Raw genomic sequence first — 24,682 nt, forward strand, 5'->3', positions numbered from 1 at the left:
GGCTCCGCCGCGGGGCGCGACCAGCCACGACGGCGCCGCACCCACCACACAACCCTTCGCCGCACCCCCTCAGTGATGAAACCCGGTCGCCGCCCCTTTATCCCGCGTCACCGGATGCGACTGCCGCCGCAACTCCGGCACCAACCGGCTCAAGTCCTCGAAGAACAACTCCGCCAGATCCTGAGAGAACCCGTTCCGGCAGACGACCCGCAGCACCGACAAGTCCTCCCGGTTGGCCGGAAACGTGTACGCCGGCACCAGCCACCCCTTCTCCCTCAGCCGCCGGGACACGTCGAAGACGTCGTACGACGTGACGTGCTCGGCGGTCGTGAAGGCGAACACCGGCAACTCGTCCCCGCGAGTGAGAAGCCGGAAATCCCCCAGCGACTCGATCTTCCCGGCGAGGCCCAGTGCGACGTCCCGCGTGGACTGCTGAACGGCCCGGTACCCGTCCCTCCCGAGCCGCAGGAACGAGTAGTACTGGGCGACAACCTGCGCCCCCGGCCGGGAGAAGTTCAGCGCGAACGTCGGCATGTCACCCCCCAGGTAGTTCACCCGGAACACCAGCTCCTCCGGCAACGCCTCCTTGTCCCGCCACAACGCCCACCCCACCCCGGGATACACCAGCCCGTACTTGTGCCCGGACGTGTTGATGGACGCCACCCGAGGCAACCGGAAGTCCCACACCAACTCCTCGTCGAGGAACGGCGCGACCATCCCACCCGACGCGCCGTCCACGTGCACCGGCACATCGATCCCGGTCTTCTCCTGCAACGAGTCCAGCGCAGCGCACAGCTCGGCGATCGGCTCGTAGGACCCGTCGAACGTGGACCCCAGAATCCCCACGACCCCGATCGTGTTCTCGTCGCACAACTCCGCGGCGGCCTCCGGGTCGAGATGGAACCGGTCCCCCTCCATGGGCACCTGCCGAGCCTCCACCTCCCAGAAGTTGCAGAACTTCTCCCAGCAGACCTGGACGTTCACCCCCATGACGAGGTTGGGCCGGGCGGAACCGGGATACCGGTCGGCGTTCCTCGCGGCCCACCGCCGCTTGAGGGCCATCCCGGCGAGCATGCACGCCTCACTGGACCCGGTCGTCGAACACCCCACGGCGGCGGAGGGATCCGGCGCGTTCCACAGATCCGCCAGCATCGCCACACACCGCCGCTCCAGCTCGGCGGTCCGCGGATACTCGTCCTTGTCGATCATGTTCTTGTCGCGGCACTCGGCCATCAGCACACCGGCCTGAGGCTCCATCCACGTCGTGACGAACGTGGCGAGATTCAGCCGCGAGTTCCCGTCGAGCATCAGCTCGTCGTGCACCAGCTGATAAGCCGTCGACGGCGGCATCGGCCCCTCCGCGAGCCGGTGCTTCGGCGGCGCCTCGCTCATCCCGCCCACCGGATCGGCCTCCCCGAAGAACGGGTTCACCGACAGCGCCCGCTCCTCGTGCTTCCTCGGCCCCTCATGCAACGCCATGTCCGCCTCCCACCAGCCGTCTGCTCAATGAACGTTCGTCACGATTGCCCAGTTCCCGAAATCCACACTTGCACCTCACGCAACGTGAGGCCCCACAGTGAAACGCGACCGAGAACGAACAGGAGCCCGACGTGACGTACTCCGTAGGACAGGTGGCCGAGTTCGCGGGCATCACCGTCCGCACCCTCCACCACTACGACGCGATCGGCCTCCTCCCCCCGACCGACCGCACCTCGACAGGCCACCGCCGCTACACGGAATCCGACCTCGACCGCCTCCAGCGCCTGCTCTTCTACCGAGAACTCGGCTTCCCCCTGGAGGAGATCGCCACGCTCCTGGACGACCCCGAAACTGACCCCGCACAACACCTGCGCCGCCAGCGAGACCTCCTCGCCGCCCGCATCACCCGGCTCCAAAAAATGGCCGAAGCCGTTCAACAAGCCCTGGAGGCACGCACCATGGGAATCAACCTCACCCCCCGAGAACGCTTCGAGGTCTTCGGCGACAAGGACCCCGACCAGTACGCCGACGAGGCCGCCGAACGCTGGGGAGGCACCGACACGTACGCGGAGAGCATGCGCCGCACATCCACGTACACGAAGGCCGACTGGCAGCGCCTGAAGGAGCAGATGGACGCCTGGGAGTCCCGCTACACGGCCCTGGTGGCGGCGGGCACGCCCCCGGAGAGCGACGAGGCGGTGTCCCTCGCGGAGGAACACCGCCTGCACATCACTCAGTGGTACTTCGACTGCCCGCACGAGCTGCACACGTGCTTCGCGGACATGTACGTCTCGGACGAACGCTTCAAGGCGTACTACGACGGGATGGAGGAGGGCCTGGCGGCACACCTGAGGGCCGCGATCAGGGAGAACGCGAACCGACACGTGTCCTAGGCCCCACCCTCACTCCCGCGCCAGCACCACCGCCGTCCCGTACGCGCACACCTCCGTCCCGACGTCCGCCGCCTCCGTCACGTCGAAGCGGAACGCCAGCACCGCGTTCGCCCCGCGCGCGCGTGCCTGCTCGATCAGCCGTTGCATCGCCTCGTTACGGGTCTCGACGAGCGTTTTCGTCAGACCTTTCAGCTCGCCGCCGATCAGCGACTTCAGGCCCGCTCCGATCTGGCTGCCGATGTGCCGGGAGCGGACCGTGAGGCCGAACACCTCCCCGATCACCTGATCCACCCGATATCCGGGCACATCGTTCGTGGTCACGACCAGTACGTCCGGCTGGGGCCCCTGCCCGCCGCCGTAGTCCTCGATACTCATGTCCACAGCTTTGCCCCAGCGCGCGCACAGTGCATCCTGGGTACCCGCCTGGAACCTGGCCCGGGGCGGCTGCGTTGATACGTTTGGGAGCGCAGTCCCGTCATCAGCCCCCGCCAGCTTCGTACCCTCACAGCAGGAGCCACATCCCCGTGATCACGCTCGCTCTCGGCCCCGAGTGGCTCAGCCCTGACTATCTGATCGAGACGTTCGCCCTGCCGGGCATTCTGCTGATCGTCTTCGCGGAGTCGGGCCTGTTCGCCTTCCTCCCGGGCGACTCCCTGCTGTTCACGGCAGGCCTGTTCGTGGCCCAGGGGAAGTACATCGACCAGCCCCTGTGGCTGGTCTGCACGCTGATCGTGGCGGCGGCGATCATCGGTGACCAGGTCGGTTACATGATCGGCAAGTTCCTCGGCCCGAAACTCTTCAGCCGCCCCAACTCCAAGCTCTTCAAGAAGGAGAACCTGGACAAGGCGCACGAGTTCATGGAGAAGTACGGCCCGAAGGCGATCGTCCTGGCCCGCTTCGTGCCGATCGTCCGCACGTTCGCACCGATCGTCGCCGGCGCCGGCCGTATGAAGTACCGCACGTTCCTGTCGTACAACATCATCGGCGGCGTCGCCTGGGGCACGGGCGTCACCCTGGCCGGCTACTGGCTGGGCCAGATCGAGTTCATCCGCAAGAACGTCGAGTCGATCCTCATCCTGATCGTGCTCCTGTCGGTCGTCCCGATCATCATCGAGTTCCTGCGCGAGCGCTCGAAGAAGAAGCGCGCGGCGGCCCAGCAGCCCACCCCGCAGCCGCAGTTCCAGGCCCCTCAGCAGCACATGGACGACGCGACGACCCAACTGCGCCGCATCCCGCAGCCGGACGCCCAGCAGCAGCCGTACGACAACGGCAACGGCCAGTACTACGGCGGCCAGCAGCAGCAACAGCCGCCGCAGCAACAGCAGTACGGCGGCGGCTACTACGACAACAACCAGCAGCAGTACCCGTACGGCCAGCAGCCCCAGCAACCGCACCAGCAGGGCTACTCGCAGAACGGCTACCCGCAGAACTGACCGGGACCGGTCAGAACCCGCGCGTGCGCTTCGCGGACTTCCGCTTCTCCACGGACACCCGCAGGAACAGCCGGGAGATCTCCGACCCGAGGTTGACCCCGATGGCGATGGCCATGGCGAGCGCCGCCGCCTTCGACAACCCCACCAGCCCCCGGTCCACCTCGTGCTGCGCGATGGACAGCAGCCCGAAGTAGGTGGCGGACCCGGGCAGCAGGGGCCCGATCGCGGCGGTCGTGTACGGCAGGGCCGACGTGAACCGGTACCGCGCCAGCAACTGCCCGAACAACCCCACCAGCCCCGCAGCGGCGGCCGTGGACACCACCGCCGACAGATGCCCGGCGTGCTGCATCGCCCCGTACACGCACCACGCCACACCCCCGTTGAGCGTCGCCGCGAGCACCGTCGACCGCTCCTGCTGCAACAGCACCGCGAACGTCAGCGACAGCATCATCGCCGCGCCGATCTGCCACCCGGGCCGGTCGGCGGTGACGAGCGCGGCGTCGGGGTTGAGCCGCGCTCCGAGTTTGACGCCGATGTAGAGCACGGCGAGCACCCCGACGACGATGCCGACGAAGAAGTACATGACCTCCAGCAGGCGCGCGGCGGCGGTGATGTAGAACCCGGTGAGCCCGTCCTGGACGCCCGCGACCAGCGCGCGCCCGGGGAGCAGCGCGAACAGACCACCGGTGATGACGGCGGACGCGGCGACGTCCACGCGCGCGAGCGTGAGGGCGACGCCGATCGCGGCGGGCGGCAGCGCGGCGACGAGGAACTGGTAGAACTCCGGCAGCCCCCGCCCCGCGAGGAGCCACGCGAGCCGGTCCCCGAGGACGGCGCCGAGCGCGGCGGCGACGAACACGAGCGCGTCACCCCCGACGAGCACGGACGCGGCCCCGGCGAGCAGCCCGCTCGCGGACGTCAGCACCCAGGTCGGGTACGGGTGCCGGTTGCGCCGCATCTCCGCGAGGCGCCTGTAGGCCTCCTCAAGGCTCAGATGGGCCTCGGGGTCACTGAGGTCCCCGACGAGCCGGAAAACGGCTGCCAGGCGCGTGTAGTCCGTTCCCCGGCGCCGTACGATCCGCGTCGCGGTCACCGGGTCCTCGACGAGCGAGGGCTGGTAGGAGATCGAGACCAGCGTGAAGGTGACGTTCGGCTCGCACCGGTCGAGCCCGTACGACCGGCAGACCGCGAACATCGCCGCCTCGACGTCCTCCGCGCCCTCCCCGCCGGCCAGCAGCAGTTCGCCGATGCGCAGGGTGAGGTCCAGCACGCGCGGGACGGCCGGTCCGTCGTCGTCCGTGTGCTTCGGCGGCGTCTCCGGCGCGGGCCGCTCGGTCACCGGCATGCGCAGCATCGTGCGCATCCGGTCCTGCCAGGGCGCGTCCTTCGTGAGGCTGACGACGGGTATCCCGGCGGGCGGGGTGAACGCGGGCGGCGCGTCCTGCGCGCTGTAGCCGCTCGGCCTGCTGAACGCCGAGCCCTCCGGCTCACCGGGCGGCTTCGGGGCGTCCAGACCCTTCGGGACGGCGAACTCCGAGGTCGTCTCCGACTCGCTCGCTCTGGGCGCGTCGAGCCCTGTCGGGAGCGCGAACTCGGAGGTGATCTCCGGGTCGTACGCACTGCGCGCCTCGTCCGACCGCGGCTTGCGGTCCACCGACTCCGACACTGAGAAACGCTCCCTGGAACGACACCTTCCGTCTCGGCCCTCAGTATGCGCACAGACAGACGAAAGGGCCGCACGCGTACGCACGCGCGCGGCCCTTCACACGAGTCCCGAGGGTGCTCAGTGGCCACCCTCGTCCTGGAAGCGCTTGTAGGACCGCTCGATCTCCGCCTCGGCCTCCGTACGGCCGACCCAGTCGGCGCCCTCTACGGACTTGCCGGGCTCCAGGTCCTTGTAGACCTCGAAGAAGTGCTGGATCTCCAGGCGGTCGAACTCCGAGACGTGGTGGATGTCACGCAGGTGCTCCACGCGCGGGTCGGTCGCCGGGACGCACAGCAGCTTGTCGTCGCCGCCGGCCTCGTCGGTCATCCGGAACATGCCGATCGCGCGGCACTTGATGAGGCAGCCCGGGAACGTCGGCTCGTCCAGGATGACGAGGGCGTCCAGCGGGTCACCGTCCTCGCCGAGCGTGTTCTCGACGAATCCGTAGTCGGTCGGGTACGCGGTCGAGGTGAAGAGTCGACGGTCCAGGCGGATCCGACCGGTCTCGTGGTCCACCTCGTACTTGTTGCGCGAACCCTTCGGGATCTCGATCGTGACGTCGAACTCCACCGGTGGCTCCTCCATGATCAGCACATACTTCGGGTGGTTAAGTGTCCCTCACGCCGACGTGTGATCGCGAAAGGGGCTGGTGGCCGTGCCGGAGCCAAGACCGAGGCAGGCCACGGGCCCCAACTCCGACGAGGCGGAAAAGAGGGTATCCGCCCCGCTCGCAGGGACGGACGGGGCGGGTGGTCCACGGGCCGACGAGGCCGAGGGGACGGCGGATTCCCCGGCGACCGAGGAGGGCGCCGTGACGGGTTCGCCTGCCGGCGAGGCGGATGGAAGGGAGCGCTCTCCGCTCACCGAGGGGGACGCGGCGGAGGGTTTCCCGTCGGCTGGGGTGGATGGGCCGGCGCGCGCTGCGGGGGGCGAGGCGGGGTCTTCCCGGACCGAGGCGGATGAGCCGGCGCGTTCGCCTGCCGCCGAGGCGGACGGGCCGAGGCTCTCCACCCCGGCCGAGGTGGATGGCGCGGAGCGCTCACCCCGCACCGAGGCGGACAGGTCGGTTGAGTTCCCGCCGGTCGAGACGGGCGCGTCGGCGCGTTCGTCCGTCGGCGAGGGGGATGGGGCAGCGCAGACTCCGGGGGCCGAGGCGGGGGCTTCGCAGGCTGAGGCAGAAGAACCGGCGGGTTCGGCTGCCGGCGAGGCTGACGATGCGGTGGGCCCTTCGTCGGCTGAGACGGCCGAGACGGGTGAGGCGGTGGGTTCGGCTGTCGGTGAGGGGGCCGGGGCAGAGCGTTCCCCGCTGGCCGAGGTGGGCGGGTCGGTGGGTTCGTCTGCCGGAGAGGCTGACCGGGCGGCGGGTTTGCCGCCGGGCGAGGTGGGTGGCGCGGCGGGTTCGGCTGTTGGCGAGAGGGATGGGGCAGAGGGCGCCCCGCCGGTCGCGGTTGACGGGGCGGTGGGTTCTTCGCTGGCCGCGGCCGTTGCTGCCGTGCGTTCGCCGTTCGGCAAGGCTGTCGGGGTCGTGCGGCCTCCGCTCGGTAAGGCCGTTGCGGCTGTGGGGCCCGGGTTCGGTAAGGCCGTTGCTGTTGTGCGGCCCGGGCTCGGTAAGGCCGTGCGTGCGGTGAAGCCGGGGGTTCGGGGGGTCTCGGCGTACGTCGTGAAGTTCGGGGAGGCCGTTCGGCCGCAGGTTGCCGAGGTGTCGGTGCGGCGGACGCTGCGGTACTCCGCCGGGGCGGCCGGGGCCGGGCTGGCGCTGGCCGTGGGGGCGGCGGGCCTTGCCGGGCCCTGGGATTCCAGCGGGCAGCGGACGGCCGAGCGTGAGCGGGCCGTCGCGATCGGGGGCGCGGATCACGGGCGGGGCTCGGCCGGTACGACGGGGCAGGCGCCGAAACCCGCCCCGAGCGCCCTCTCCGTCCTCACGGGCCTCGGGAGCGCCGCGGGTACCCCCAAGGCCCCCGCGCCCGCCACAGGGGCCCTCACGGCCGTTCTCGGCCCCCTCCTCGCCGACCCGGCGCTCGTCCGGCACGCCGCGGCGGTCGTCGACGTGTCCACCGGCAAGCTCCTGTACGGCTCCGGCGCCACCACCCCGCTGACCCCCGCGTCCACCACCAAGATCGCCACGGCCGTCGCCGCGCTCTCCGCGATGGGCCCCGACCACCGCCTCGTCACCCGCGCGGCCCTCGAACCGGACACCCGCGAACTCGTCCTCGTGGGCGGCGGCGACCCGACGCTCACCGCCCGCGCGGACGCACAGGGCTGGGCCAGCCTGCGCACGCTCGCGAAGTCGACGGCGGCGGCCCTCAAGAAGCGCGGCCTGACGGACGTGACCCTCTCGTACGACACGACCCTGTACGTCGGCCCCGACCGCCACCCCATCGGCAAGAACCCCAACCTCGCGCGCGTGGTCGCCCTCACGGCCGACGAGGGCCGGCCGGACGACTCGACCAGCGGCGCCGTGGAACGCGTACCGGACCCGGCGCAGGACGCGACGGCGAAGTTCGCGGGCTTCCTGGAGGCCGAGGGCGTCCGGACGAAGGCCCCGGGCCCCTCGAAGGCGACGTCCCGCGCGCAGACGCTGGCGACGGTCAGCTCACCCCCCTTGCCGGCCCTGGTCGAACGCATGCTCACGAACAGCGACAACGACATCGCCGAGGCCCTGGCCCGCCAGACGGCCCTGGCGACCGGCGTCCGCCCGGACTTCGCGGGCGCGGGCGAGGCGATCACGGCCCAACTGAGAAAACTGGGCCTCCCTGTGGCCGGAGTTTCGATCAAAGACGGAAGCGGCCTGGACAGATCCGATCGTCTGACCCCCGCCCTCCTGACCGCCCTCCTGACGACGTCGGCGAACCCCGCCCACCCGAACCTCCGCCCGGTCCTCACCGGCCTCCCGGTCGCGGGCTTCACCGGAACCCTGAGCACCCGCTACTCGAACGAGGCGGCGGGAGTGGTCCGGGCGAAGACCGGCACCCTGACGGGCGTCAACGCGCTGGCGGGCACGGTGGTCGACAGGGAGGGCCGCCAACTGGCCTTCGCGTTCCTGGCCTCGGACACGACGAACGCGGACGCGGCCCAGGCGGCCCTGGACAGAACGGCGTCGGCGCTGGCGAACTGCGGCTGTGCCTGAGGCCCGCCCGCAGCCCCCGAACCCGTACCCGCCCCCTCCACGCCCTGCCCGTTGTCGGACCGCTCACGTACGGTTGACGGCATGACGAGCATCGGTGCTTCTTCCGGGATGGTCGACTGGAATCTCGCGGTGGCGACCGCGACGCGCCTCGTGCGCCCCGGCCCAGAGGTCAGCCGGGACGAAGCGCGGCAGATCGTCGCGGAACTGCGGCGGTACGCGAAGGCGTCGGAGGGCCACGTCCGCGGATTCACCCGGATGGGGACGGAGGACGTGCACGACACCCCCGTACTGGTGGTGGACCGGCCGGGCTGGGTGAAGGCGAACGTCGCGGGGTTCCGCGAGGTCCTGCGGCCCCTGCTCGACAAGATGCAGGAGCGCAGGGGGAGTTCACCCGGCGGCGCGGTCCTGGGCGCGGTCGGCGGCAAGGTGACCGGCGTCGAACTGGGCATGCTGCTGTCGTTCCTGTCGTCGCGGGTGCTGGGCCAGTACGAGACGTTCGCGCCGGCGACGAGGGACCTCCCGGCGGGCTCGAACGGCGGCGGCAGGCTGCTGCTGGTCGCCCCGAACATCGTCCACGTGGAACGCGAACTGGACGTGGACCCGCACGACTTCAGGCTCTGGGTGTGCCTGCACGAGGAGACGCACCGCACGCAGTTCTCGGCCGTCCCGTGGCTGAGGGACCACCTGGAGGGCGAGATCCAGTCGTTCCTCGGCGAGACGGACGTGGACCCGTCGACGTTCCTGGAGCGGATCAGGGAGGCGGCGCAGTCGCTCGCGGGGGGCCGCCCGGAGGGCGAGGAGGACGACGGCGGACGCTCGCTGGTGGAGCTGGTGCAGTCGCCCGCGCAGCGGGAGATCCTGGCCCGGCTGACGGCGGTGATGTCGCTGCTCGAAGGGCACGCCGACTTCGTGATGGACGGCGTGGGCCCGGAGGTCGTACCGACGGTCGCGGAGATCCGCGAGAAGTTCCAGCAGCGCAGGGCGAAGGGCGCCTCCCGGCTGGACATCGCGCTGCGCAGGCTGCTCGGCCTGGACGCGAAGATGAAGCAGTACCGCGACGGCGAGCGCTTCGTGCGCGCGGTGGTCGACCAGGTCGGCATGGACGGCTTCAACCGCGTGTGGACGTCCCCGAACACGCTCCCCACGAAGGCGGAGATCGCGAAACCGGCGGACTGGGTGGCGCGCGTGCACCGGAAGGCCGATATGTGAGCGGACGGCAGGGAAACGCCGTAGCAATCACCCGTCCGAGGGACCGTGAGCCACCGGAAGGCGTGCAATGCTCGGGGAGCGGCCCGGCTCTGTCACCATCTACACACTCTGAGTGACATAGCTCGGGTGCACCCCCCCGAAAAACCTCATGAAGGGAACCGGACATGGGTCCCCATCCTGCGGTCGCGGCGATACGCCTGGCGGTCCGCCGCGTCCTCCACGACATCCTCAACGAGAACGAACACCCCGCGCCCCCCTCCCCACCGCTCGTGCTGGTGGCCTGCTCCGGCGGCGCCGACTCCATGGCGCTCGCCTCGGCGCTCTCCTTCGAAGCCCCCCGCCTCGGCCTGCGCGCGGGCGGCGTCACCGTCGACCACGGCCTCCAGACCGGCTCCGCGGACCGTGCGCGCGAGGTCGTCCAGCGGCTGCGCGAACTCGGCCTGGATCCCGTCGAGTCGGCCGCCGTCACGGTCGGCCGCGAGGGAGGCCCGGAAGCCGCCGCCCGCGACGCCCGCTACGCCGCCCTGGACGACGCCGCCGTACGCCACGGCGCCACGGCCGTCCTCCTCGGGCACACCCGCGACGACCAGGCCGAGACCGTCCTGCTGGGCCTCGCGCGCGGCTCCGGCATCCGCTCCCTGTCGGGCATGGCCGCGGTCTCGGGGGCCGGCGGCCGTTACCGGCGCCCCTTCCTCCAGCTCGACCGGCAGACCGCGCGCAAGGCGTGCATGGTCCAGTCGCTGCCCGTCTGGGACGACCCGCACAACGCCGACCCCGCCTACACGCGCTCGCGCCTGCGCCACGAGGGCCTGCCCGCCCTGGAGAAGGCCCTCGGCAAGGGCGTCGTCGAGGCGCTCGCCCGCACCGCCCAGCTCTCCCGGGACGACGCCGACGCCCTCGACAGCTGGGCGCGCCAGGCCGAGGCGTCCGTACGGGACGCGGCGGGCCTCCTGGAGTGCGCCAAGCTCTACGCCCTGCCGCCCGCCGTGCGCCGCCGCATCCTGCGTACCGCGGCCATCGAGGCGGGCGCCCCGGCCGGTTCCCTCTTCGCCCGGCACATCGAGGAGGTCGACCGGCTGATCACCGGCTGGCGCGGCCAGAAGGCCATCAACCTGCCGGGCAAGGTCGTCGCCCAGCGGCAGGGTGGCAGACTGGTCATCCGGCAGGGCTGAGAGACCCGCCCCTCCTGACGGGGGTGGTGGCCGGCGGGACGACCGACGAAAGTGATGCGGGTGGACGCGAACGACATGGGTGCCGACCTTCAGCAGGTACTCATCAGCAAGGAAGAGATCGACGCCAAGCTCGTCGAGCTGGCCGCGAAGATCGACGCGGAGTACGCGGGCAAGGACCTGCTCATCGTCGGCGTCCTCAAGGGCGCGGTGATGGTCATGGCCGACCTCGCGCGCGCGCTGTCCACCCCGGTCACGATGGACTGGATGGCGGTGTCCTCGTACGGCGCGGGCACCCAGTCCTCCGGCGTCGTGCGGATCCTCAAGGACCTCGACACCGACATCAAGGGCCGGCACGTCCTCATCGTCGAGGACATCATCGACTCCGGCCTGACCCTGTCGTGGCTGCTGTCCAACCTCGGCTCGCGCGAGCCCGAGTCGCTGAAGGTGTGCACCCTGCTGCGCAAGCCCGACGCGGCGAAGGTCGCCATCGACGTCGAGTGGGTCGGCTTCGACATCCCGAACGAGTTCGTCGTCGGATACGGCCTGGACTACGCGGAGAAATACCGCAACCTGCCGTTCGTCGGTACGCTCGCGCCGCACGTCTACGGCGGCTGAGAACCCCGTTCGACGGGAATACGGCGCGGTCGGGAACCCCGGCGGGATTCGCGCCGTTGGAGCATGCAGACGGCACTGCCGGGTCCTGAGTGCGGCTGTGGCCGCCCAGGCTGGGGTACCGTCGGAAGAACTGTCTTATCAAACTCACTATGGCAGGAGGGACGGGGCGGCTCCGCTCCGTGTGGATGGACGTGAAGCGATACTTCCGTGGGCCGGTCATGTGGATCGTGCTGGCCGTCCTTGCCGTGGTCGTGTTGATGCAGGTCGTCGGCTCGTCCGGCGGCTACAAGACGGTGGACACCGGCCAGGTCGTCCAGGCGATCAACGACAACAAGGTCAAATCAGCCAAGATCACCACCGGCGACGAGCAGACCGTCAAGGTCACGCTCAAGCCCGGCGAGAAGATCAAGGGCAGCTCGAAGATCCAGGCGAGCTACATCGGCGACCAGGGCGTGACCATCGCCGGCACGCTACAGAGCAAATACCAGGACAAGCAGATCCCCGACGGGTACACCGTCTCGCCGACCAAGCAGAACGCGTTCGTCGGCATCCTGCTCTCCCTGCTCCCCTTCGTCCTCATCGTCGTCGTCTTCCTGTTCCTGATGAATCAGATGCAGGGCGGCGGCTCCCGGGTGATGAACTTCGGCAAGTCGAAGGCCAAGCTCATCACCAAGGACACCCCGAAGACGACGTTCTCGGACGTCGCGGGATGCGACGAAGCGGTCGAGGAACTGCACGAGATCAAGGAGTTCCTCCAGGAGCCGGCCAAGTTCCAGGCCGTCGGCGCCAAGATTCCCAAGGGCGTGCTCCTCTACGGCCGTCCCGGCACCGGCAAGACGCTCCTCGCGCGCGCCGTCGCCGGCGAGGCGGGCGTCCCCTTCTACTCGATCTCGGGTTCCGACTTCGTCGAGATGTTCGTCGGCGTCGGCGCCTCCCGGGTCCGTGACCTCTTCGAGCAGGCCAAGGCGAACGCCCCGGCGATCGTCTTCGTCGACGAGATCGACGCGGTCGGCCGCCATCGCGGCGCCGGCCTCGGCGGCGGTCACGACGAGCGCGAGCAGACGCTGAACCAGCTGCTCGTCGAGATGGACGGCTTCGATGTCAAGGGCGGCGTGATCCTCATCGCCGCGACGAACCGGCCCGACATCCTCGACCCGGCGCTGCTGCGCCCGGGCCGCTTCGACCGGCAGATCGCGGTCGACCCGCCGGACCTCCAGGGCCGTCTGGAGATCCTCAAGGTCCACCAGAAGGGCAAGCCGGTCGCGCCGGACGTCGACCTCGCGGCCGTCGCCCGCCGCACCCCGGGCTTCACCGGCGCGGACCTGAGCAACGTCCTCAACGAGGCCGCCCTGCTCACCGCCCGCAGCGACAAGAAGCTCATCGACAACTCGATGCTCGACGAGGCGATCGACCGTGTGGTCGCGGGCCCGCAGAAGCGGACCCGGATCATGTCGGACAAGGAGAAGAAGATCACCGCGTACCACGAGGGCGGACACGCCCTGGTCGCGGCGGCTTCCCCGAACTCCGACCCCGTCCACAAGATCACCATCCTGAGCCGCGGGCGCGCCCTCGGCTACACGATGGTGCTCCCGGACGAGGACAAGTACTCGACCACCCGTAACGAGATGCTCGACCAGCTCGCGTACATGCTGGGCGGGCGCGCGGCCGAGGAACTGGTCTTCCACGACCCGACCACGGGCGCCTCGAACGACATCGAGAAGGCCACGGCGACGGCTCGCGCGATGGTCACCCAGTACGGCATGACCGAGCGGCTCGGCGCCATCAAGTTCGGCGGCGACAACAGCGAGCCCTTCCTCGGCCGTGAGATGTCCCACCAGCGCGACTACTCGGAAGAGGTCGCCGCCCTGGTGGACGAAGAGGTCAAGAAACTGATCGAGAATGCGCATAACGAAGCCTGGGAAATCCTGGTGGAGAACCGCGACGTCCTCGACAACCTCGTTCTCGCGCTGCTGGAGAAGGAGACGCTCGGCAAGGAGGAGATCGCCGAGATCTTCACCGCGATCCACAAGCGGCCCGCGCGGCCCGCGTGGACCGGTTCCTCCCGCCGCACCCCGTCGACCCGTCCGCCGGTGCTCTCCCCCAAGGAGCTGGCCCTGACGAACGGTGCGAACGGATCCTCGGCCGCGGCGATCACCGCCAAGGCATCGGTCGCCGAACCCGCCCCGGCGGTCGAGGCACCCGAGGACCGCACGGACGGCTGACACCGGGCCCGAAATGGATGCCGCACCCCCCAGGACCTAGCCTGGGGGGTGCGGCGTTTTCCAGCCGCAGGGCGCAGGCCCGCAGCTCAGACGCGTGACCCACACACGCGACCCGCACAGGAACGAGGCAGCCACATGACCGACCCCGTGACACTGGACGGCGAGGGCACCATCGGCGAGTTCGACGAGAAACGCGCCGAGAACGCCGTACGCGAACTCCTCCTCGCGGTCGGCGAGGACCCGGACCGGGAGGGGCTGAGGGAGACGCCGGGGCGGGTGGCGCGGGCGTACCGGGAGATATTCGCGGGGCTGTGGCAGCGGCCGGAGGACGTGCTGACCACGACGTTCGACCTTGGGCACGACGAGATGGTGCTCGTGAAGGACATCGAGGTGATGTCCAGCTGTGAGCACCATCTGGTGCCGTTCGTCGGGGTCGCGCACGTCGGGTACATCCCGTCCGCCGACGGGAAGATCACCGGGCTGTCGAAGCTCGCCCGGCTCGTCGACGTCTTCGCGCGCAGGCCGCAGGTGCAGGAGCGGCTCACCACGCAGATCGCCGACTCGCTGATGCAGATCCTGGAGCCGCGCGGGGTGATCGTCGTCGTCGAGTGCGAGCACATGTGCATGACGATGCGGGGGGTGCGCAAGCCGGGCGCGAAGACCATCACCTCGGCCGTGCGCGGTCAGCTGCGGGACCCCGCGACGCGCAACGAGGCGATGAGCCTGATCATGGCGCGCTGAGCGGGCCTCCCGGGGTGGCTCAGGCCGCCGAGGGCGCTCCGTTGCCGTTCGTCCGGTCGTCGTCCTCCGGGAGGCGGCAGACGCGTTCGAGGAAGATCGCGGCGAGTATGACGGCGATGCCCGCGAGGACCGAGAAGCCGGCGTAGATGGCCTGGTCGCGGCGGGCCGGGATGTCGAGGGACTCCAGGAGGAAGACGCCCACGCCGCCGTAGATCCCGGCGACGAGGGCGGCGACCAGGGCGCTCGCCTGGCCGAAGACGACCGCGCGGGCGGCCATCAGGAGGTCGACGCCCTTGGCGCCGGGGCGGCGCTCGCGCTGGGCCTTCAGACGGGCGCGCAGCGAGAGCGCGGTGGCCAGCAGGACGGCCGCGATCAGGGCGAGCACGATGGGGGCGGCCAGCGGGACGCTGGGGAGGGTCCCGACCGAGTTCCAGAGGCGGGCGCCCGCCCAGGACAGGATCGCGGCGACGGCGAACACGCCGGCCAGCACCCTGATGCGCAGCTCTCTCACGGTGTCCCTTCGGCTCCCCCGGGGGTCCGCGGGAGCCTCCCGCGGACGCAGTGTCGTCACCGACCTTAACGACTACGCGGGCAGGTGGAGTTCCAGGTCCGCCCGGGGGACGACACCTTCCTTGCCGACCTCGCCGAGCAGCTCGGCGACCGCGCCGCGGCCCGGCAGCTTGGCGTCCGGATCGACGTCGTACCAGGGAGCCAGCACGAACGCCCGCTCGTGCGCGCGCGGGTGCGGGAGGGTCAGCTTCGGGTCGTCGTCGACGACCTCCGCGTACGTCACGATGTCGACGTCCAGCGTGCGCGCGCCCCAGCGCTCGGCGCGCACCCGGTCGAACGCCTCCTCCACCGCGTGCGCCCGCTCCAGGAGGGACGACGGGGGGAGCGTCGTCTTCAGGACGACCACCGCGTTGAAGTACGACGGCTGGCTCGCCGGGTCGACGCCCCAGGGCTCCGTCTCGTACACCGGCGAGACGGCCTTGATCCGGACGCCCGGGGTGTCCTCCAGGGCGTCCACGGCGCCCTGGAGGGTCTCCAGGCGGTTGCCGAGGTTGGAGCCGAGGGACAGGACGGCCCACTGGGGGTTGTGCAGGGTGGTGTCGGCGGCGTCGACCTTTTCGACGACGGACGCGGGCACCGGCTGGACGGTCGGGTCGGCGGACGGCCTCATGCTCGGCTCCGGGTGATCGTGACGGTCACGTCGTCGAAGGGGACGGTGATCGGGGCGTCCGGCTTGTGGACGCGGACCTCGACCTCCTCGACCCCGTCGTGCTTCAGGCAGGTCTGCGCGATGCGTTCGGCGAGCGTCTCGATGAGGTTGACCGGCTCGCCCTCGACGACGGCCACGACCTCCTCGGCCACGATGCCGTAGTGCACGGTCTTCGCCAGGTCGTCGTCGGCCGCGGCCGGGCGGGTGTCCAGGCCCAGCACGAGGTCCACGACGAAGGTCTGGCCCTCCTCGCGTTCCTTGGGGAACACCCCGTGGTGCCCGCGGGCCTTCAGGCCGCTGAGCGCGACACGATCCACGCGAATCACTCCTGCAAGTCGTCGGTCGGCGGACGGCCGCCGCCCTGGTCGGGCGGCTCACCGGCCTCGGATTCGAATCTACCCGCGAGCACTGACAGCGCCGGTCCGCGGGGGACGCGGGGCCGGGCCGGGGCCGAGGGGACGCTTCACCGACTCCCTTGACCGACCCCGCCGCTGACGGGTCGGTAGCCGCCCCTACCCACGGGTTCGTGATTCCAACCACTTCTTGCTCCCTGTGGGGGGCGTGCGGGGGCGGATCCCGGTCAGGACGCCGGCTCGTCGTCCTCCTCGGCCGCGTCGTCGTCGTTCTCCGCGAGCACCGGGGAGGCGTGGTGGGACCACAGCTTCCAGCCGTCCGGGGTGCGCCGGAACACGTTCGTCGCGACGACGACCTGCCCCACCAGCGGTCCCAGCTCCTCCCCGGCGGCCGGTGCGGGGCCGCCGGAGAGGATGTTCTCCGAGCAGGTCACCAGGGCGGTGTCCCCGGTCACCGACACGTGCACGTCCGTGAGGAAGAACTGGATGTAGTCCGTGTTCGCCATGATCAGCGCGTACGACCGCAGCACCTCGCCGCGCCCGGTCAGCACCGGCCACCCCGGGTGCACGCAGGACACCACCCCGGCGTCCGCCGGGTCGTGGTACTCCTCGTCGACCCCCAGGTCCGAGGGGGTCAGCCAGAGCGCCGACACCCCCTCGAAGTCGCCGCGTTCCAGTGCCTCGTAGAACGCCGTGTTGGCGGCCTCGACCTGCTCGACGTCGGTGTGGGGCGCGCTCACCGGTCTCCTTCCGGGTGTCCGCTGCGGGCTCCCTCGACGGCGCGCGCGACGCGTACGGCGTCCGCCGTGGCCCGCACCTCGTGCACGCGTACGGCCCACGCGCCCGCCTGCGCGGCGAGCGCGGAGACCGCGGCCGTCGCCGCGTCGCGCTCGCGCGCGGGGGGCGGGGCGCCCTCGGGGCCGGCCAGGACGCGGCCCAGGAAGCGCTTGCGGGAGGCGGCGACCAGCACGGGGTGGCCGAGGGCGTGCAGGCGGTCGAGGTGGGCGAGGAGGGTCAGGTCGTGCTCGGCCTCCTTCGAGAAGCCGAGCCCGGGGTCGACGACGATCCGGTCCGGCGCGACGCCGCCCGCGAGAACGGCGTCCACACGCGCGCGCAGTTCGTCCATGACTTCGGCCACGACGTCCGCGTACACCCCGTGGATCGTCGCGCCCTCCAGGAAGCCGCGCCAGTGCATGACGACGAAGGGGGCGTCCGAGGCCGCGAGGACGGGGATCATCGCGGGGTCGGCGAGGCCGCCGCTGACGTCGTTCACCAGGCGCGCGCCCGCGGCGAGGGCCTGCTCGGCGACCGACGCGCGCATGGTGTCCACGGAGACCACGACGCCCTCGGAGGCCAGCCCGCGCACCACCGGGACGACCCGGCGCAGCTCCTCGGCCTCGTCCACCCGGCGTGCGCCGGGGCGCGTCGACTCGCCGCCGACGTCCACCAGGTCCGCGCCCTCGGAGACCAGGTCCAGGCCGCGCTTCACGCCGGCCGTCGTGTCGAACCAGCGTCCGCCGTCGGAGAAGGAGTCCGGGGTGACGTTCACGACCCCCATCACCGCGCAGCGGTCCCATTCGGGGAGTCCGGTGACGCGCCCGCGTTGCTTGCTCATGCGTTCAGCGTAGGCCCCGGCGGGAGGCGGGAGCGCGGGTCGGGGTGGGGTGCGCGGGGGTGAGTGCGTCGGGACGGGACCGTACCGACGTAACGCGAAACGGCGGCGTCGCGACGAAACCGTATCGTCGTGACGCCGCCGTACCGTCGGCACTGTTGCGTCCTGTCCTACGCGGCGCGCACATCCCCCTCGGTCACGTGCGCACAGGGGCGCGCGGGCGCGGGGGAGCGGCGCAGGAAGCGGGGGAGGGGGATGGCCAGGTCGACGAAGCCCTCGGCCTGCATGGCGGCGATGCCGATGCGGGGGATGTCGCCGGAGTTGCGGTAGACGACGAAGCGGGGCTCCCAGCGGGGCTGGAACTTCGCGTTGAACTTGTAGAGGGACTCGATCTGGAACCAGCGGGAGAGGAACACGAGCAGCCCGCGCCAGGCGCGCAGGACGGGCCCGGCGCCGATCTTCTCCCCGCGCGCGAGCGCGGAGCGGAACATCGCGAAGTTGAGGGACACGCGCGTGATGCCGAACTTCGGGGCGGCCTGGAGGGCGGCGACGATGAGCAGCTCGTTCATGCCGGGGTCGGCGGAGCGGTCGCGGCGCATCAGGTCCAGCGAGGCGCCGTCGTTGCCCCAGGGTACGAAGTGCAGGATCGCCTTCAGGTCGCCGTAGGCGTCGGTGACGTCGTCGGCCTTGTGCGCGGTCGCGATCAGGCAGTCGCCGTCGGAGGGGTCGCCGATGCGGCCCAGGGCCATCGAGAAGCCGCGCTCGGTGCTGGTGCCGCGCCAGTCGTCGGCGGCCCGGCGGATGCGCTCCAGCTCGGCGTCGCCGAGGTCACGGATGCGACGGACGCGGGTCTCGTACCCGGCGCGCTCGATGCGCTTGACCATCTGCCGGACGTTGCGCATCGCGCGGCCGGCCAGCGAGAAATCCGCGACGTCGACCACCGCCTCGTCGCCGAGCTCCAGCGCGTCCAGGCCGGTCTCGCGGGTCCAGACCTCGCCGCCGGTCTCCGAGCAGCCCATCACGGCGGGCGTCCAGGAGTGCGCCTTGGCCTCGTCCATGAACCGCTCGATCGCGCCCGGCCACGCCTCGACGTCCCCGATGGGGTCGCCGCTGGCGAGCATCACGCCGGAGACGACGCGGTAGGTGACGGCGGCCTTCCCGCTGGGCGAGAAGACGACGGCCTTGTCACGGCGCAGCGCGAAGTGGCCCAGGGAGTCGCGGCGGCCGTGCTTCTCCAGCAGCGCGCGCAGCTTCGTCTCGTCCTCCTCGGTGAGCTGCGCGGCCGGGTGCTCGGGGCGGAGGGCCAGGTAGATCGTGGTCAGCGCGGTCACCCAGCCCAGCGCGCCCAGGGAGAAGGCGACCGTCCAGGAGGTGTTCCCCGCGTAGTCCACGGGCCCCTCGAAGCCGAACAGGCCGTACACCACGTGCGTCAGCCGGTCGGCCACGCTCGGGTCGCCGACCATCCGCTCCGAGTGGACGCTGACGATGACCATGCCGAGAGCGAGGGAGCCCGCGCCCATGAGGATGAAGTTGGCCAGCGCCCGCCAGCGGCTGCGCGGATCGGGCAGCGCGTCGAACTGGTCGCGGTAGACGATCAGCGCGACCAGCAGCGCGACCGAGATGATCACGCCCACGGGGGAGTGGCGGTACGTGAACTGCGCCGCCGCGCCCGCCGGGAGCAGAGCCACCGCCGCGCGCCACGCGCGCCGCTTGCCGCGCTTCAGGCCGTGCGCGAGCAGCAGCAGCAGGATGCCCGCGCTGACCGAGAGAGCCGCCGCGAACGGGCCGAACGACCCGGGCAGCACTTCCGCGAGCGTGTGCATACGGCTGTGGCGGAACCGCGGGAACACGCCCGCAGCGACGTCCAGCAGTCCTACGACGGCACAGGCTCTGCCGACGAGAACCGGAACGGACTCGGGGCGCGGACCTCGCAGAACGCGCCGTACGCGACTTGATCGGATCGGAACCCCACCCGACATTTCCCCATCTTCCCTGACAGACATCGCATCCCGTAGTTCCGCGAGTGACTTTGATCCCGGTGCCGTAGGTGGCCGAACCGGCGACATTGCGCCCTCTAGGACGGTGTCTCGGGGAGAGAGGTTCACTCACATCCCCAAAGCGGCTCCAAAGGTCAGGGAAAGACCGGGACAAGCCCTCGCGAAGAAGTGTGGAAAGCGTGGGCGCCCGGCGAGGAAAGCGCAGGCAGGGAACGCCCTATGGGTCTTACGAGCAACAAGGTGCTGGTGCTGGCGATCGTGTGCGCCGCACTGCTGTTCATCGGCACGGTCTGGCTGTGGCCGCGGCTGGCGCGGCGCGGGGTCGTCCCCGTCGCCGGGCGCGTCGGCCTGCTGCTCGCCACCCAGGTGGCGCTCTTCGCGGCGGTGGGCCTCGCGGCCAACCAGGCGTTCGGCTTCTACGCCAGCTGGGCCGACCTCTTCGGCAAGGAGAACGGCCAGGGGGTCGTCGTCGACCACGCCTCCGGCGGCGGCCCGGCCAGCGCCCTCAAGGTCCTCGACGAACAGCGCGTGGAGGGACCCGCCGGCGGCCCGCAGGCGCGCGGGCAGATCCAGAAGGTCTCCATAGTCGGCCGTACGACGCACATCGCGTCCCCCGCGTACGTGTACCTGCCGCCGGAGTACTTCCAGCCGCAGTACCGCACGCGCGCGTTCCCGGCGGCGGTCGTCCTGACGGGGTACCCGGGTACGGCGCAGGCGCTCGTCGACAAGCTGGACTTCCCGCGCACCGCGCGGGACCTCGCCCGGGACGGGAAGATGCAGCCGATGATCCTGGTGATGCTGCGGCCGACCGTCGCGCCCCCGCGCGACACGGAGTGCGTCGACGTCCCGCGCGGGCCCCGGACGGAGTCGTTCTTCGCGAAGGACCTGCCCGTCGCGATCGCCTCGCACTACCGGGTCGCGAAGAAGTGGGGCGTCATCGGGGACTCCACGGGCGGGTACTGCGCCCTGAAGCTCGCGATGCACCACCCCGGGGTGTTCGCCGCGGGCGCGGGCCTCTCGCCGTACTACAAGGCGCCCATCGACCCCACCACGGGCGATCTGTTCCAGGGGAACGGGACGCTGAAGAACGAGGCGGACCTGAAGTGGTTCCTCAAGCACCGTCCCGCGCCGGACACCTCACTGCTCGTCACCAGCAGCAAGGAGGGCGAGGCGAACTACAAGGCGACCCTGAAGTTCATCGATCTGGTGAAGGCGACGAACCGTACGCACATCTCGTCGATCATCCTCGACAGCGGCGGTCACAACTTCAACACATGGCGACGGGAGATTCCGGCCACCCTTCAGTGGGTCAGCGGGAGGCTGACCCAACCGTGAGCCCCGCGCGCGGGCGCGCGACAGGTCCGCACGGGACGGCTGTTCAGGCCCTTGCGGCGCACTCCGACCGGAAATGATCTTGGAATTCGCCCGCACCTCCGCACGCTCTGGCCGGAATTCATTTCTCCTGTCGTGCGAAGGTTTCGGGATGGCTGTGTTTTTACGGGGCGGGGCGCCAACGCATCCCTACGCGCGGTAAGTTTCTGGCCATGCCACGTGGACGTCACCGCCATTCACCGCCTTTGCACAGGCTGCTGCCCCCGTCGGCGATCGCTGGCGTCTCCCTCGTCTGCGCGTTCGGGCCCTGGTTGTTCTCCGATACGGGCGTACTGCGCGTGATAGCCGCGCTCGCCGCGGCCGTCGCCGTCGTCGGTGCGGCCGTCCTGCGGCGCTGGGACGCGCAGGCGGGCAAGACGGTCGCCGACCTCTCGCGCGCGCGGGTCAGCGACGAGTGGCGCTACGAGGAACGGGTCGCCGAGCTGGAGACCGACCTGGAGGAGTCCCGCGAGCTGCGCGGCAAGCTGGAGCAACGCCTGCGCGCGAAGCGGGCCGAGCTGGCGGGGCTGCGCAATGAGCACGCGGCGCTGCTGCGGCGGTACGCGAACGCGGAGACCGAGCGGGCCAGTGCGCTGGAGGGGCGGCGGCGGTTGGAGCTGGAGGCGCTGACGCCGGGGGCTGTCGAGGGCGAGGGCGCTGAGACCGAGGTTGCTGAGGGCGCCGAGGCCGTCGCTGTTGAGCCTTCGGCTCCGGGGCTGTTCTCGCCCGAGGGGTCGAAGCTGTTCCTGCGGGCCGCGGAGGCGCTGGGTCGGTTGGAGAGGCCGGGGGCGGTTGAGGGGGGCTCAGCGGAGGGTGCTGCGGGGGCTGTTGAGGCCGGGGTCGCCAAGGGTGGTGCCAGCGGCGGGGGTTCGTCTGTGGAGGGGCGCGCGGGTGACCTGCTGCCCAAGGGGGGTTCGCCGAAAGGCGGTTCGCCGGTGAAGGGTGACGGGCCGTCGGGCGGTGGCTCTCCCCAGGGCGACGGTCCCCAGGGCGATGGTCCCGAGGGCGGCGAGCCCGTGGCGGAGGACGAGGGCGAGGGGAAGACCGGGGCGGCCGACGCGCAGGAGCACGCGGTCGCCGGGTCCACGGGGCGTGAGGACCGGTACGAGGCACTCCGGGGCGGAGTGTCCGGGGCGAACGGCATCCCCGCGCGGGGGAGCGACACCGCTGCCGAGCCCGCGCGCGGAACCGTCGAGGTCCCGCAGCAGCCCGCCCACGCCCTCGAACCCGCGCACGCGACGGGCATCCCGCAGCAGACGTCCACCTCCGGCGAGATCGTCCGCCGCCCCGCCGGTCACTTCGCGGTGCCGACCGCCGTCGCCGTCGTACCCGGCGAGCCCGTGCGCCGCCCCGCGGTCGAGGGGGACTTCGACTTCTTCGGCACGAAGCAGGACGCCGGACCCGCGGCGCTGGAGGCGGTCCAGAACGAGGACCTCGCCGACGTGGTCGGCCAGGAAGCCCTGGCCCTGCACAAGGCCGAATCGGAGGCGGAGTTCAAGCCCGCCGACGAGACGTCCCGGGCCGTGGGCCAGGTCGTCGACCTGACGTCCCACGACGAGACCGAGCAACTGGACCTCCAGGGCCTGCGCAGCGCGGCGTACTGACGGCACGCCGACGTTCACCGGGGGCTGTACGACTGCCGACAAGCGGCCCGTACAGCCCCCGAGGCATTCCCTCACGCCATCCACCGGTCCGGCGGTGCGTCGTGACGGCCCGTCCGGGAGCGGGCCGCCTGGTCGGCGAGGAGGGCGGCGGCCTCGTGGGCGTCTCTCAGGCGGGCGGAAACGGTCTTGTCGGCCCCGGTGTCCACGTGGACACCGGCGAGCCGCCAGAGCCGCCCCCAGGGCCCTTGGGTGAGCCGTACGCTCTGGACCTTGGCGTGGGGGACGAGGGCGAGGTGACGGCGGAGGATGCCGTGGCGGGAGGCGAAGACCTGGTCGGTGACGGCGATGCCGTAGCCGCGCCACCACCCCGGCGCGACCCGGCCGGCACGTTTCGGCGGGCGGGAGAGGACACCGGGGACGGCCACGCCGGGAAGCACGCGCGCGATGACGGCCTCGGCGGCGGCCCGCGGAGCGACCGGCACGAGCAGCGAGTTCGCGGACCCGGCGACGTCCAGCTCGACCCGTACCCACCCGAGCCGCCGCCACAGCAGGGGCTCGACGATCCGCACGGTCTGCACGCGCCCGGGCGGCACCGTCTCGTGGGACCGGTCGAGCAGCCCGTGGTCGAGCCGCAGCCCGTCGGGAGACTCCCCGACGGTCCAGTCGTACTCGGTGACGAACCGCCCCACGGTCCCCGCCCCGGCGGCCCCCAGCATCGGCAGACCGGCGACGAGGGCGGTCCACCAGTTCGTGGCCATCCACAGAAACGGCACCAGCACCGCCGCCCCGAGCAGCGCGACCCACGTACCCGCCGACAGCAGGCGCGCGATCAGGAGGTCGCGCGGCGGCACCCGCAGCAGCTCGCGCGTGGGCGCCTCCCCCACCTCGTGCGCGGTCTCGGGCGCGAACCCGGCCGCGCGCGCGAGGAGTTCGGCCCGCAGCGCCCGCGCATGAGGCTCCCCCAGAAACGCGAGCTCGTCCTTGTCGTCGGTCCCTATGACGTCGAGCCGCAGCTTCGCGACGCCCGCCACGCGCGCGAGGAGCGGCTGCGAGATGTCGATCGCCTGCACCCGCTCCAGCCGGATGTGCGCGGTACGCCGGAACACCAGCCCCGTACGGATGCGCAGTTCGGTGTCGGTCACCGAGAAGTGCGTGAACCACCAGCTGAGGAACCCGTACAGCGCGGACGCGGGGACGACGACGGCGATCGCGATCAGCAGGGTCGTCGACGTCAGCCGGGTGAGCTGCTCCTGGGCCTGGCCGGGATCGTGGACCGCCCACCCCGCGAGGACGGCGACCGGCGCCCACGCGCGCCGGAACGGCGTCACGGGATGCAGCCGGTGCTCGACGACCGGCGCGGCCGGTTTCTCCAGGCTCACGCCGTCCTGCGCGCCCGGCGTCGTCACAGCCCCGCCGATCGGGCCTCGCCCAGCTCGGTGAGCCGGTCGCGCAGCCGCTCGGCCTCCGCCGGGTCGAGCCCCGGGATGGTCGCGTCGGTCGCGGCGGCGGCCGTGTGCAACTGGACGCTGGCGAGCCCGAAGTACCGCTCGACGGGCCCGGAGGTGACCTCCACGAGCTGCATCCGCCCGTACGGCACGACGGTCTCCTCGCGCCACAGCACGCCCCGGCTGATCAGCAGGTCGTCCGCGCGCTCGGCGTACCGCCAGGACCGCCAGTTGCGGCCCAGCAGCACCCAGCCCCACGCGACGGCCGCGAGCGGCAGCACCGCGAACAGCGCCCACGCGGGGGCGACGAAGAGCCACAGGCACACCCCCAGGGCGACCGCGGCGCCCCCCAGCCACACCACCAGCGACAGCCGCCGCATCCGCAGCAGTCCCGGCGGAAGCCCGGTCCACGCCGGCTCCGCCCTCTCAGCGCCCCGCGGGCTCCCCGTCTCCATACGGCCAGCGTACGTAGGGGAGACTGGAAC

At 71.4% G+C, this 24,682-nt stretch carries 22 protein-coding genes; 10 read left to right on the forward strand and 12 right to left on the reverse strand.

Going from position 1 to position 24,682, the window contains the following annotated elements:
* Nucleotides 1-69: 69 nt before the first annotated feature.
* A complete protein-coding gene (locus ACQCO7_RS24245) occupies nucleotides 70-1,479 on the reverse strand; it encodes a glutamate decarboxylase (RefSeq protein WP_464073805.1) in 1,410 nt (469 codons plus the stop codon).
* A 131-nt stretch (nucleotides 1,480-1,610) separates the two neighbouring features.
* Here ACQCO7_RS24245 and ACQCO7_RS24250 point away from each other — a divergent pair, with 131 nt between their 5' ends.
* Nucleotides 1,611-2,372 carry a MerR family transcriptional regulator gene (locus ACQCO7_RS24250; RefSeq protein WP_464073806.1) on the forward strand — a complete coding sequence of 254 codons (762 nt, stop codon included), beginning with the start codon at nucleotides 1,611-1,613 and terminating at the stop codon, nucleotides 2,370-2,372.
* Between the two features lie 9 nt (nucleotides 2,373-2,381).
* On the opposite strand, the gene ACQCO7_RS24255 is transcribed toward ACQCO7_RS24250, so the two are convergent.
* Entirely contained in the window at nucleotides 2,382-2,747 is a 366-nt protein-coding gene (locus tag ACQCO7_RS24255; RefSeq protein WP_010351435.1) for a YbjQ family protein, read from the reverse strand.
* A gap of 149 nt (nucleotides 2,748-2,896) precedes the next feature.
* On the opposite strand from ACQCO7_RS24255, the gene ACQCO7_RS24260 reads away from it, so the two are divergent.
* Entirely contained in the window at nucleotides 2,897-3,805 is a 909-nt protein-coding gene (locus ACQCO7_RS24260; protein ID WP_464073807.1) for a DedA family protein, read from the forward strand.
* Between the two features lie 10 nt (nucleotides 3,806-3,815).
* Here the strand turns inward: ACQCO7_RS24260 and ACQCO7_RS24265 are convergent, their stop codons facing one another.
* Nucleotides 3,816-5,471 (reverse strand): threonine/serine exporter family protein, encoded by a 1,656-nt coding sequence (locus ACQCO7_RS24265; RefSeq protein ID WP_464073808.1) that lies wholly within the window; start codon nucleotides 5,469-5,471, stop codon nucleotides 3,816-3,818.
* Nucleotides 5,472-5,588: 117 nt separating this feature from the next.
* Complete coding sequence (locus ACQCO7_RS24270) at nucleotides 5,589-6,080, reverse strand: inorganic diphosphatase (protein WP_010351438.1); 492 nt, start codon at nucleotides 6,078-6,080, stop codon at nucleotides 5,589-5,591.
* A gap of 955 nt (nucleotides 6,081-7,035) precedes the next feature.
* On the opposite strand from ACQCO7_RS24270, the gene dacB reads away from it, so the two are divergent.
* From dacB to folE, 6 genes are all read left to right on the forward strand, one after another.
* Nucleotides 7,036-8,637 (forward strand): D-alanyl-D-alanine carboxypeptidase/D-alanyl-D-alanine endopeptidase, encoded by a 1,602-nt coding sequence (gene dacB / locus ACQCO7_RS24275; protein WP_464077281.1) that lies wholly within the window; start codon nucleotides 7,036-7,038, stop codon nucleotides 8,635-8,637.
* Nucleotides 8,638-8,718: 81 nt separating this feature from the next.
* Nucleotides 8,719-9,846: a zinc-dependent metalloprotease gene (locus ACQCO7_RS24280; RefSeq protein ID WP_409118430.1), complete on the forward strand. Its 1,128-nt coding sequence runs from the start codon at nucleotides 8,719-8,721 to the stop codon at nucleotides 9,844-9,846.
* A 164-nt stretch (nucleotides 9,847-10,010) separates the two neighbouring features.
* On the forward strand, nucleotides 10,011-11,018 hold the full coding sequence (tilS, locus tag ACQCO7_RS24285; protein ID WP_464073809.1) for a tRNA lysidine(34) synthetase TilS: 1,008 nt from the start codon (nucleotides 10,011-10,013) through the stop codon (nucleotides 11,016-11,018).
* 54 nt (nucleotides 11,019-11,072) lie between these two features.
* A complete protein-coding gene (gene hpt / locus ACQCO7_RS24290) occupies nucleotides 11,073-11,633 on the forward strand; it encodes a hypoxanthine phosphoribosyltransferase (protein WP_040835593.1) in 561 nt (186 codons plus the stop codon).
* A 185-nt stretch (nucleotides 11,634-11,818) separates the two neighbouring features.
* Nucleotides 11,819-13,855, forward strand: a complete 2,037-nt coding sequence (ftsH, locus tag ACQCO7_RS24295) for an ATP-dependent zinc metalloprotease FtsH (RefSeq protein ID WP_464073810.1) — start codon at nucleotides 11,819-11,821, stop codon at nucleotides 13,853-13,855.
* Between the two features lie 135 nt (nucleotides 13,856-13,990).
* Nucleotides 13,991-14,596, forward strand: coding sequence for a GTP cyclohydrolase I FolE (gene folE / locus ACQCO7_RS24300; protein ID WP_464073811.1), 606 nt, complete (start codon nucleotides 13,991-13,993; stop codon nucleotides 14,594-14,596).
* A 19-nt stretch (nucleotides 14,597-14,615) separates the two neighbouring features.
* Here folE and ACQCO7_RS24305 read toward each other — a convergent pair whose 3' ends face one another.
* The 6 genes from ACQCO7_RS24305 to ACQCO7_RS24330 form a co-directional block, all read right to left on the reverse strand.
* On the reverse strand, nucleotides 14,616-15,107 hold the full coding sequence (locus ACQCO7_RS24305) for a DUF3180 domain-containing protein (protein WP_464073812.1): 492 nt from the start codon (nucleotides 15,105-15,107) through the stop codon (nucleotides 14,616-14,618).
* 72 nt (nucleotides 15,108-15,179) lie between these two features.
* A complete protein-coding gene (folK, locus tag ACQCO7_RS24310; protein ID WP_464073813.1) occupies nucleotides 15,180-15,776 on the reverse strand; it encodes a 2-amino-4-hydroxy-6-hydroxymethyldihydropteridine diphosphokinase in 597 nt (198 codons plus the stop codon).
* Nucleotides 15,773-16,132, reverse strand: a complete 360-nt coding sequence (gene folB, locus ACQCO7_RS24315; protein WP_010351447.1) for a dihydroneopterin aldolase — start codon at nucleotides 16,130-16,132, stop codon at nucleotides 15,773-15,775. Before folB ends, folK begins: the two co-directional genes overlap by 4 nt.
* Nucleotides 16,133-16,395: 263 nt before the next feature.
* Nucleotides 16,396-16,908, reverse strand: a complete 513-nt coding sequence (locus ACQCO7_RS24320) for a nuclear transport factor 2 family protein (RefSeq protein WP_010351448.1) — start codon at nucleotides 16,906-16,908, stop codon at nucleotides 16,396-16,398.
* On the reverse strand, nucleotides 16,905-17,783 hold the full coding sequence (gene folP, locus ACQCO7_RS24325) for a dihydropteroate synthase (protein WP_464073814.1): 879 nt from the start codon (nucleotides 17,781-17,783) through the stop codon (nucleotides 16,905-16,907). The genes ACQCO7_RS24320 and folP overlap by 4 nt, the downstream gene beginning before the upstream one ends.
* Nucleotides 17,784-17,950: 167 nt before the next feature.
* On the reverse strand, nucleotides 17,951-19,759 hold the full coding sequence (locus tag ACQCO7_RS24330) for a phosphatidylglycerol lysyltransferase domain-containing protein (RefSeq protein ID WP_464073815.1): 1,809 nt from the start codon (nucleotides 19,757-19,759) through the stop codon (nucleotides 17,951-17,953).
* Between the two features lie 237 nt (nucleotides 19,760-19,996).
* Between ACQCO7_RS24330 and ACQCO7_RS24335 the strand changes: the two genes are divergently transcribed.
* Both ACQCO7_RS24335 and ACQCO7_RS24340 read left to right on the forward strand, forming a co-directional pair.
* A complete protein-coding gene (locus ACQCO7_RS24335) occupies nucleotides 19,997-21,112 on the forward strand; it encodes an alpha/beta hydrolase (RefSeq protein WP_464073816.1) in 1,116 nt (371 codons plus the stop codon).
* Between the two features lie 209 nt (nucleotides 21,113-21,321).
* A complete protein-coding gene (locus tag ACQCO7_RS24340) occupies nucleotides 21,322-22,752 on the forward strand; it encodes a hypothetical protein (RefSeq protein WP_464073817.1) in 1,431 nt (476 codons plus the stop codon).
* Between the two features lie 71 nt (nucleotides 22,753-22,823).
* On the opposite strand, the gene ACQCO7_RS24345 is transcribed toward ACQCO7_RS24340, so the two are convergent.
* On the reverse strand, nucleotides 22,824-24,158 hold the full coding sequence (locus ACQCO7_RS24345; RefSeq protein WP_464073818.1) for a PH domain-containing protein: 1,335 nt from the start codon (nucleotides 24,156-24,158) through the stop codon (nucleotides 22,824-22,826).
* Nucleotides 24,155-24,652, reverse strand: a complete 498-nt coding sequence (locus tag ACQCO7_RS24350; protein WP_464073819.1) for a PH domain-containing protein — start codon at nucleotides 24,650-24,652, stop codon at nucleotides 24,155-24,157. The genes ACQCO7_RS24345 and ACQCO7_RS24350 overlap by 4 nt, the downstream gene beginning before the upstream one ends.
* Nucleotides 24,653-24,682: the final 30 nt, after the last annotated feature.

It is taken from the genome of Streptomyces saintjeani, from assembly GCF_055409605.1.

What these genes read in the sequence shown, in the direction of transcription:
- ACQCO7_RS24245 (WP_464073805.1), bottom strand. Translation starts at nt 1,479, where the DNA reads ATGGCGTTGCATGAGGGGCCGAGGAAGCACGAGGAGCGGGCGCTGTCG.
- ACQCO7_RS24255 (WP_010351435.1), bottom strand. Translation starts at nt 2,747, where the DNA reads ATGAGTATCGAGGACTACGGCGGCGGGCAGGGGCCCCAGCCGGACGTA.
- ACQCO7_RS24280 (WP_409118430.1), top strand. Translation starts at nt 8,719, where the DNA reads ATGACGAGCATCGGTGCTTCTTCCGGGATGGTCGACTGGAATCTCGCG.
- tilS (WP_464073809.1), top strand. Translation starts at nt 10,011, where the DNA reads ATGGGTCCCCATCCTGCGGTCGCGGCGATACGCCTGGCGGTCCGCCGC.
- hpt (WP_040835593.1), top strand. Translation starts at nt 11,073, where the DNA reads ATGCGGGTGGACGCGAACGACATGGGTGCCGACCTTCAGCAGGTACTC.
- ftsH (WP_464073810.1), top strand. Translation starts at nt 11,819, where the DNA reads ATGGACGTGAAGCGATACTTCCGTGGGCCGGTCATGTGGATCGTGCTG.
- folE (WP_464073811.1), top strand. Translation starts at nt 13,991, where the DNA reads ATGACCGACCCCGTGACACTGGACGGCGAGGGCACCATCGGCGAGTTC.
- folK (WP_464073813.1), bottom strand. Translation starts at nt 15,776, where the DNA reads ATGAGGCCGTCCGCCGACCCGACCGTCCAGCCGGTGCCCGCGTCCGTC.
- folP (WP_464073814.1), bottom strand. Translation starts at nt 17,783, where the DNA reads ATGAGCAAGCAACGCGGGCGCGTCACCGGACTCCCCGAATGGGACCGC.
- ACQCO7_RS24330 (WP_464073815.1), bottom strand. Translation starts at nt 19,759, where the DNA reads ATGTCGGGTGGGGTTCCGATCCGATCAAGTCGCGTACGGCGCGTTCTG.
- ACQCO7_RS24335 (WP_464073816.1), top strand. Translation starts at nt 19,997, where the DNA reads ATGGGTCTTACGAGCAACAAGGTGCTGGTGCTGGCGATCGTGTGCGCC.
- ACQCO7_RS24340 (WP_464073817.1), top strand. Translation starts at nt 21,322, where the DNA reads ATGCCACGTGGACGTCACCGCCATTCACCGCCTTTGCACAGGCTGCTG.
- ACQCO7_RS24350 (WP_464073819.1), bottom strand. Translation starts at nt 24,652, where the DNA reads ATGGAGACGGGGAGCCCGCGGGGCGCTGAGAGGGCGGAGCCGGCGTGG.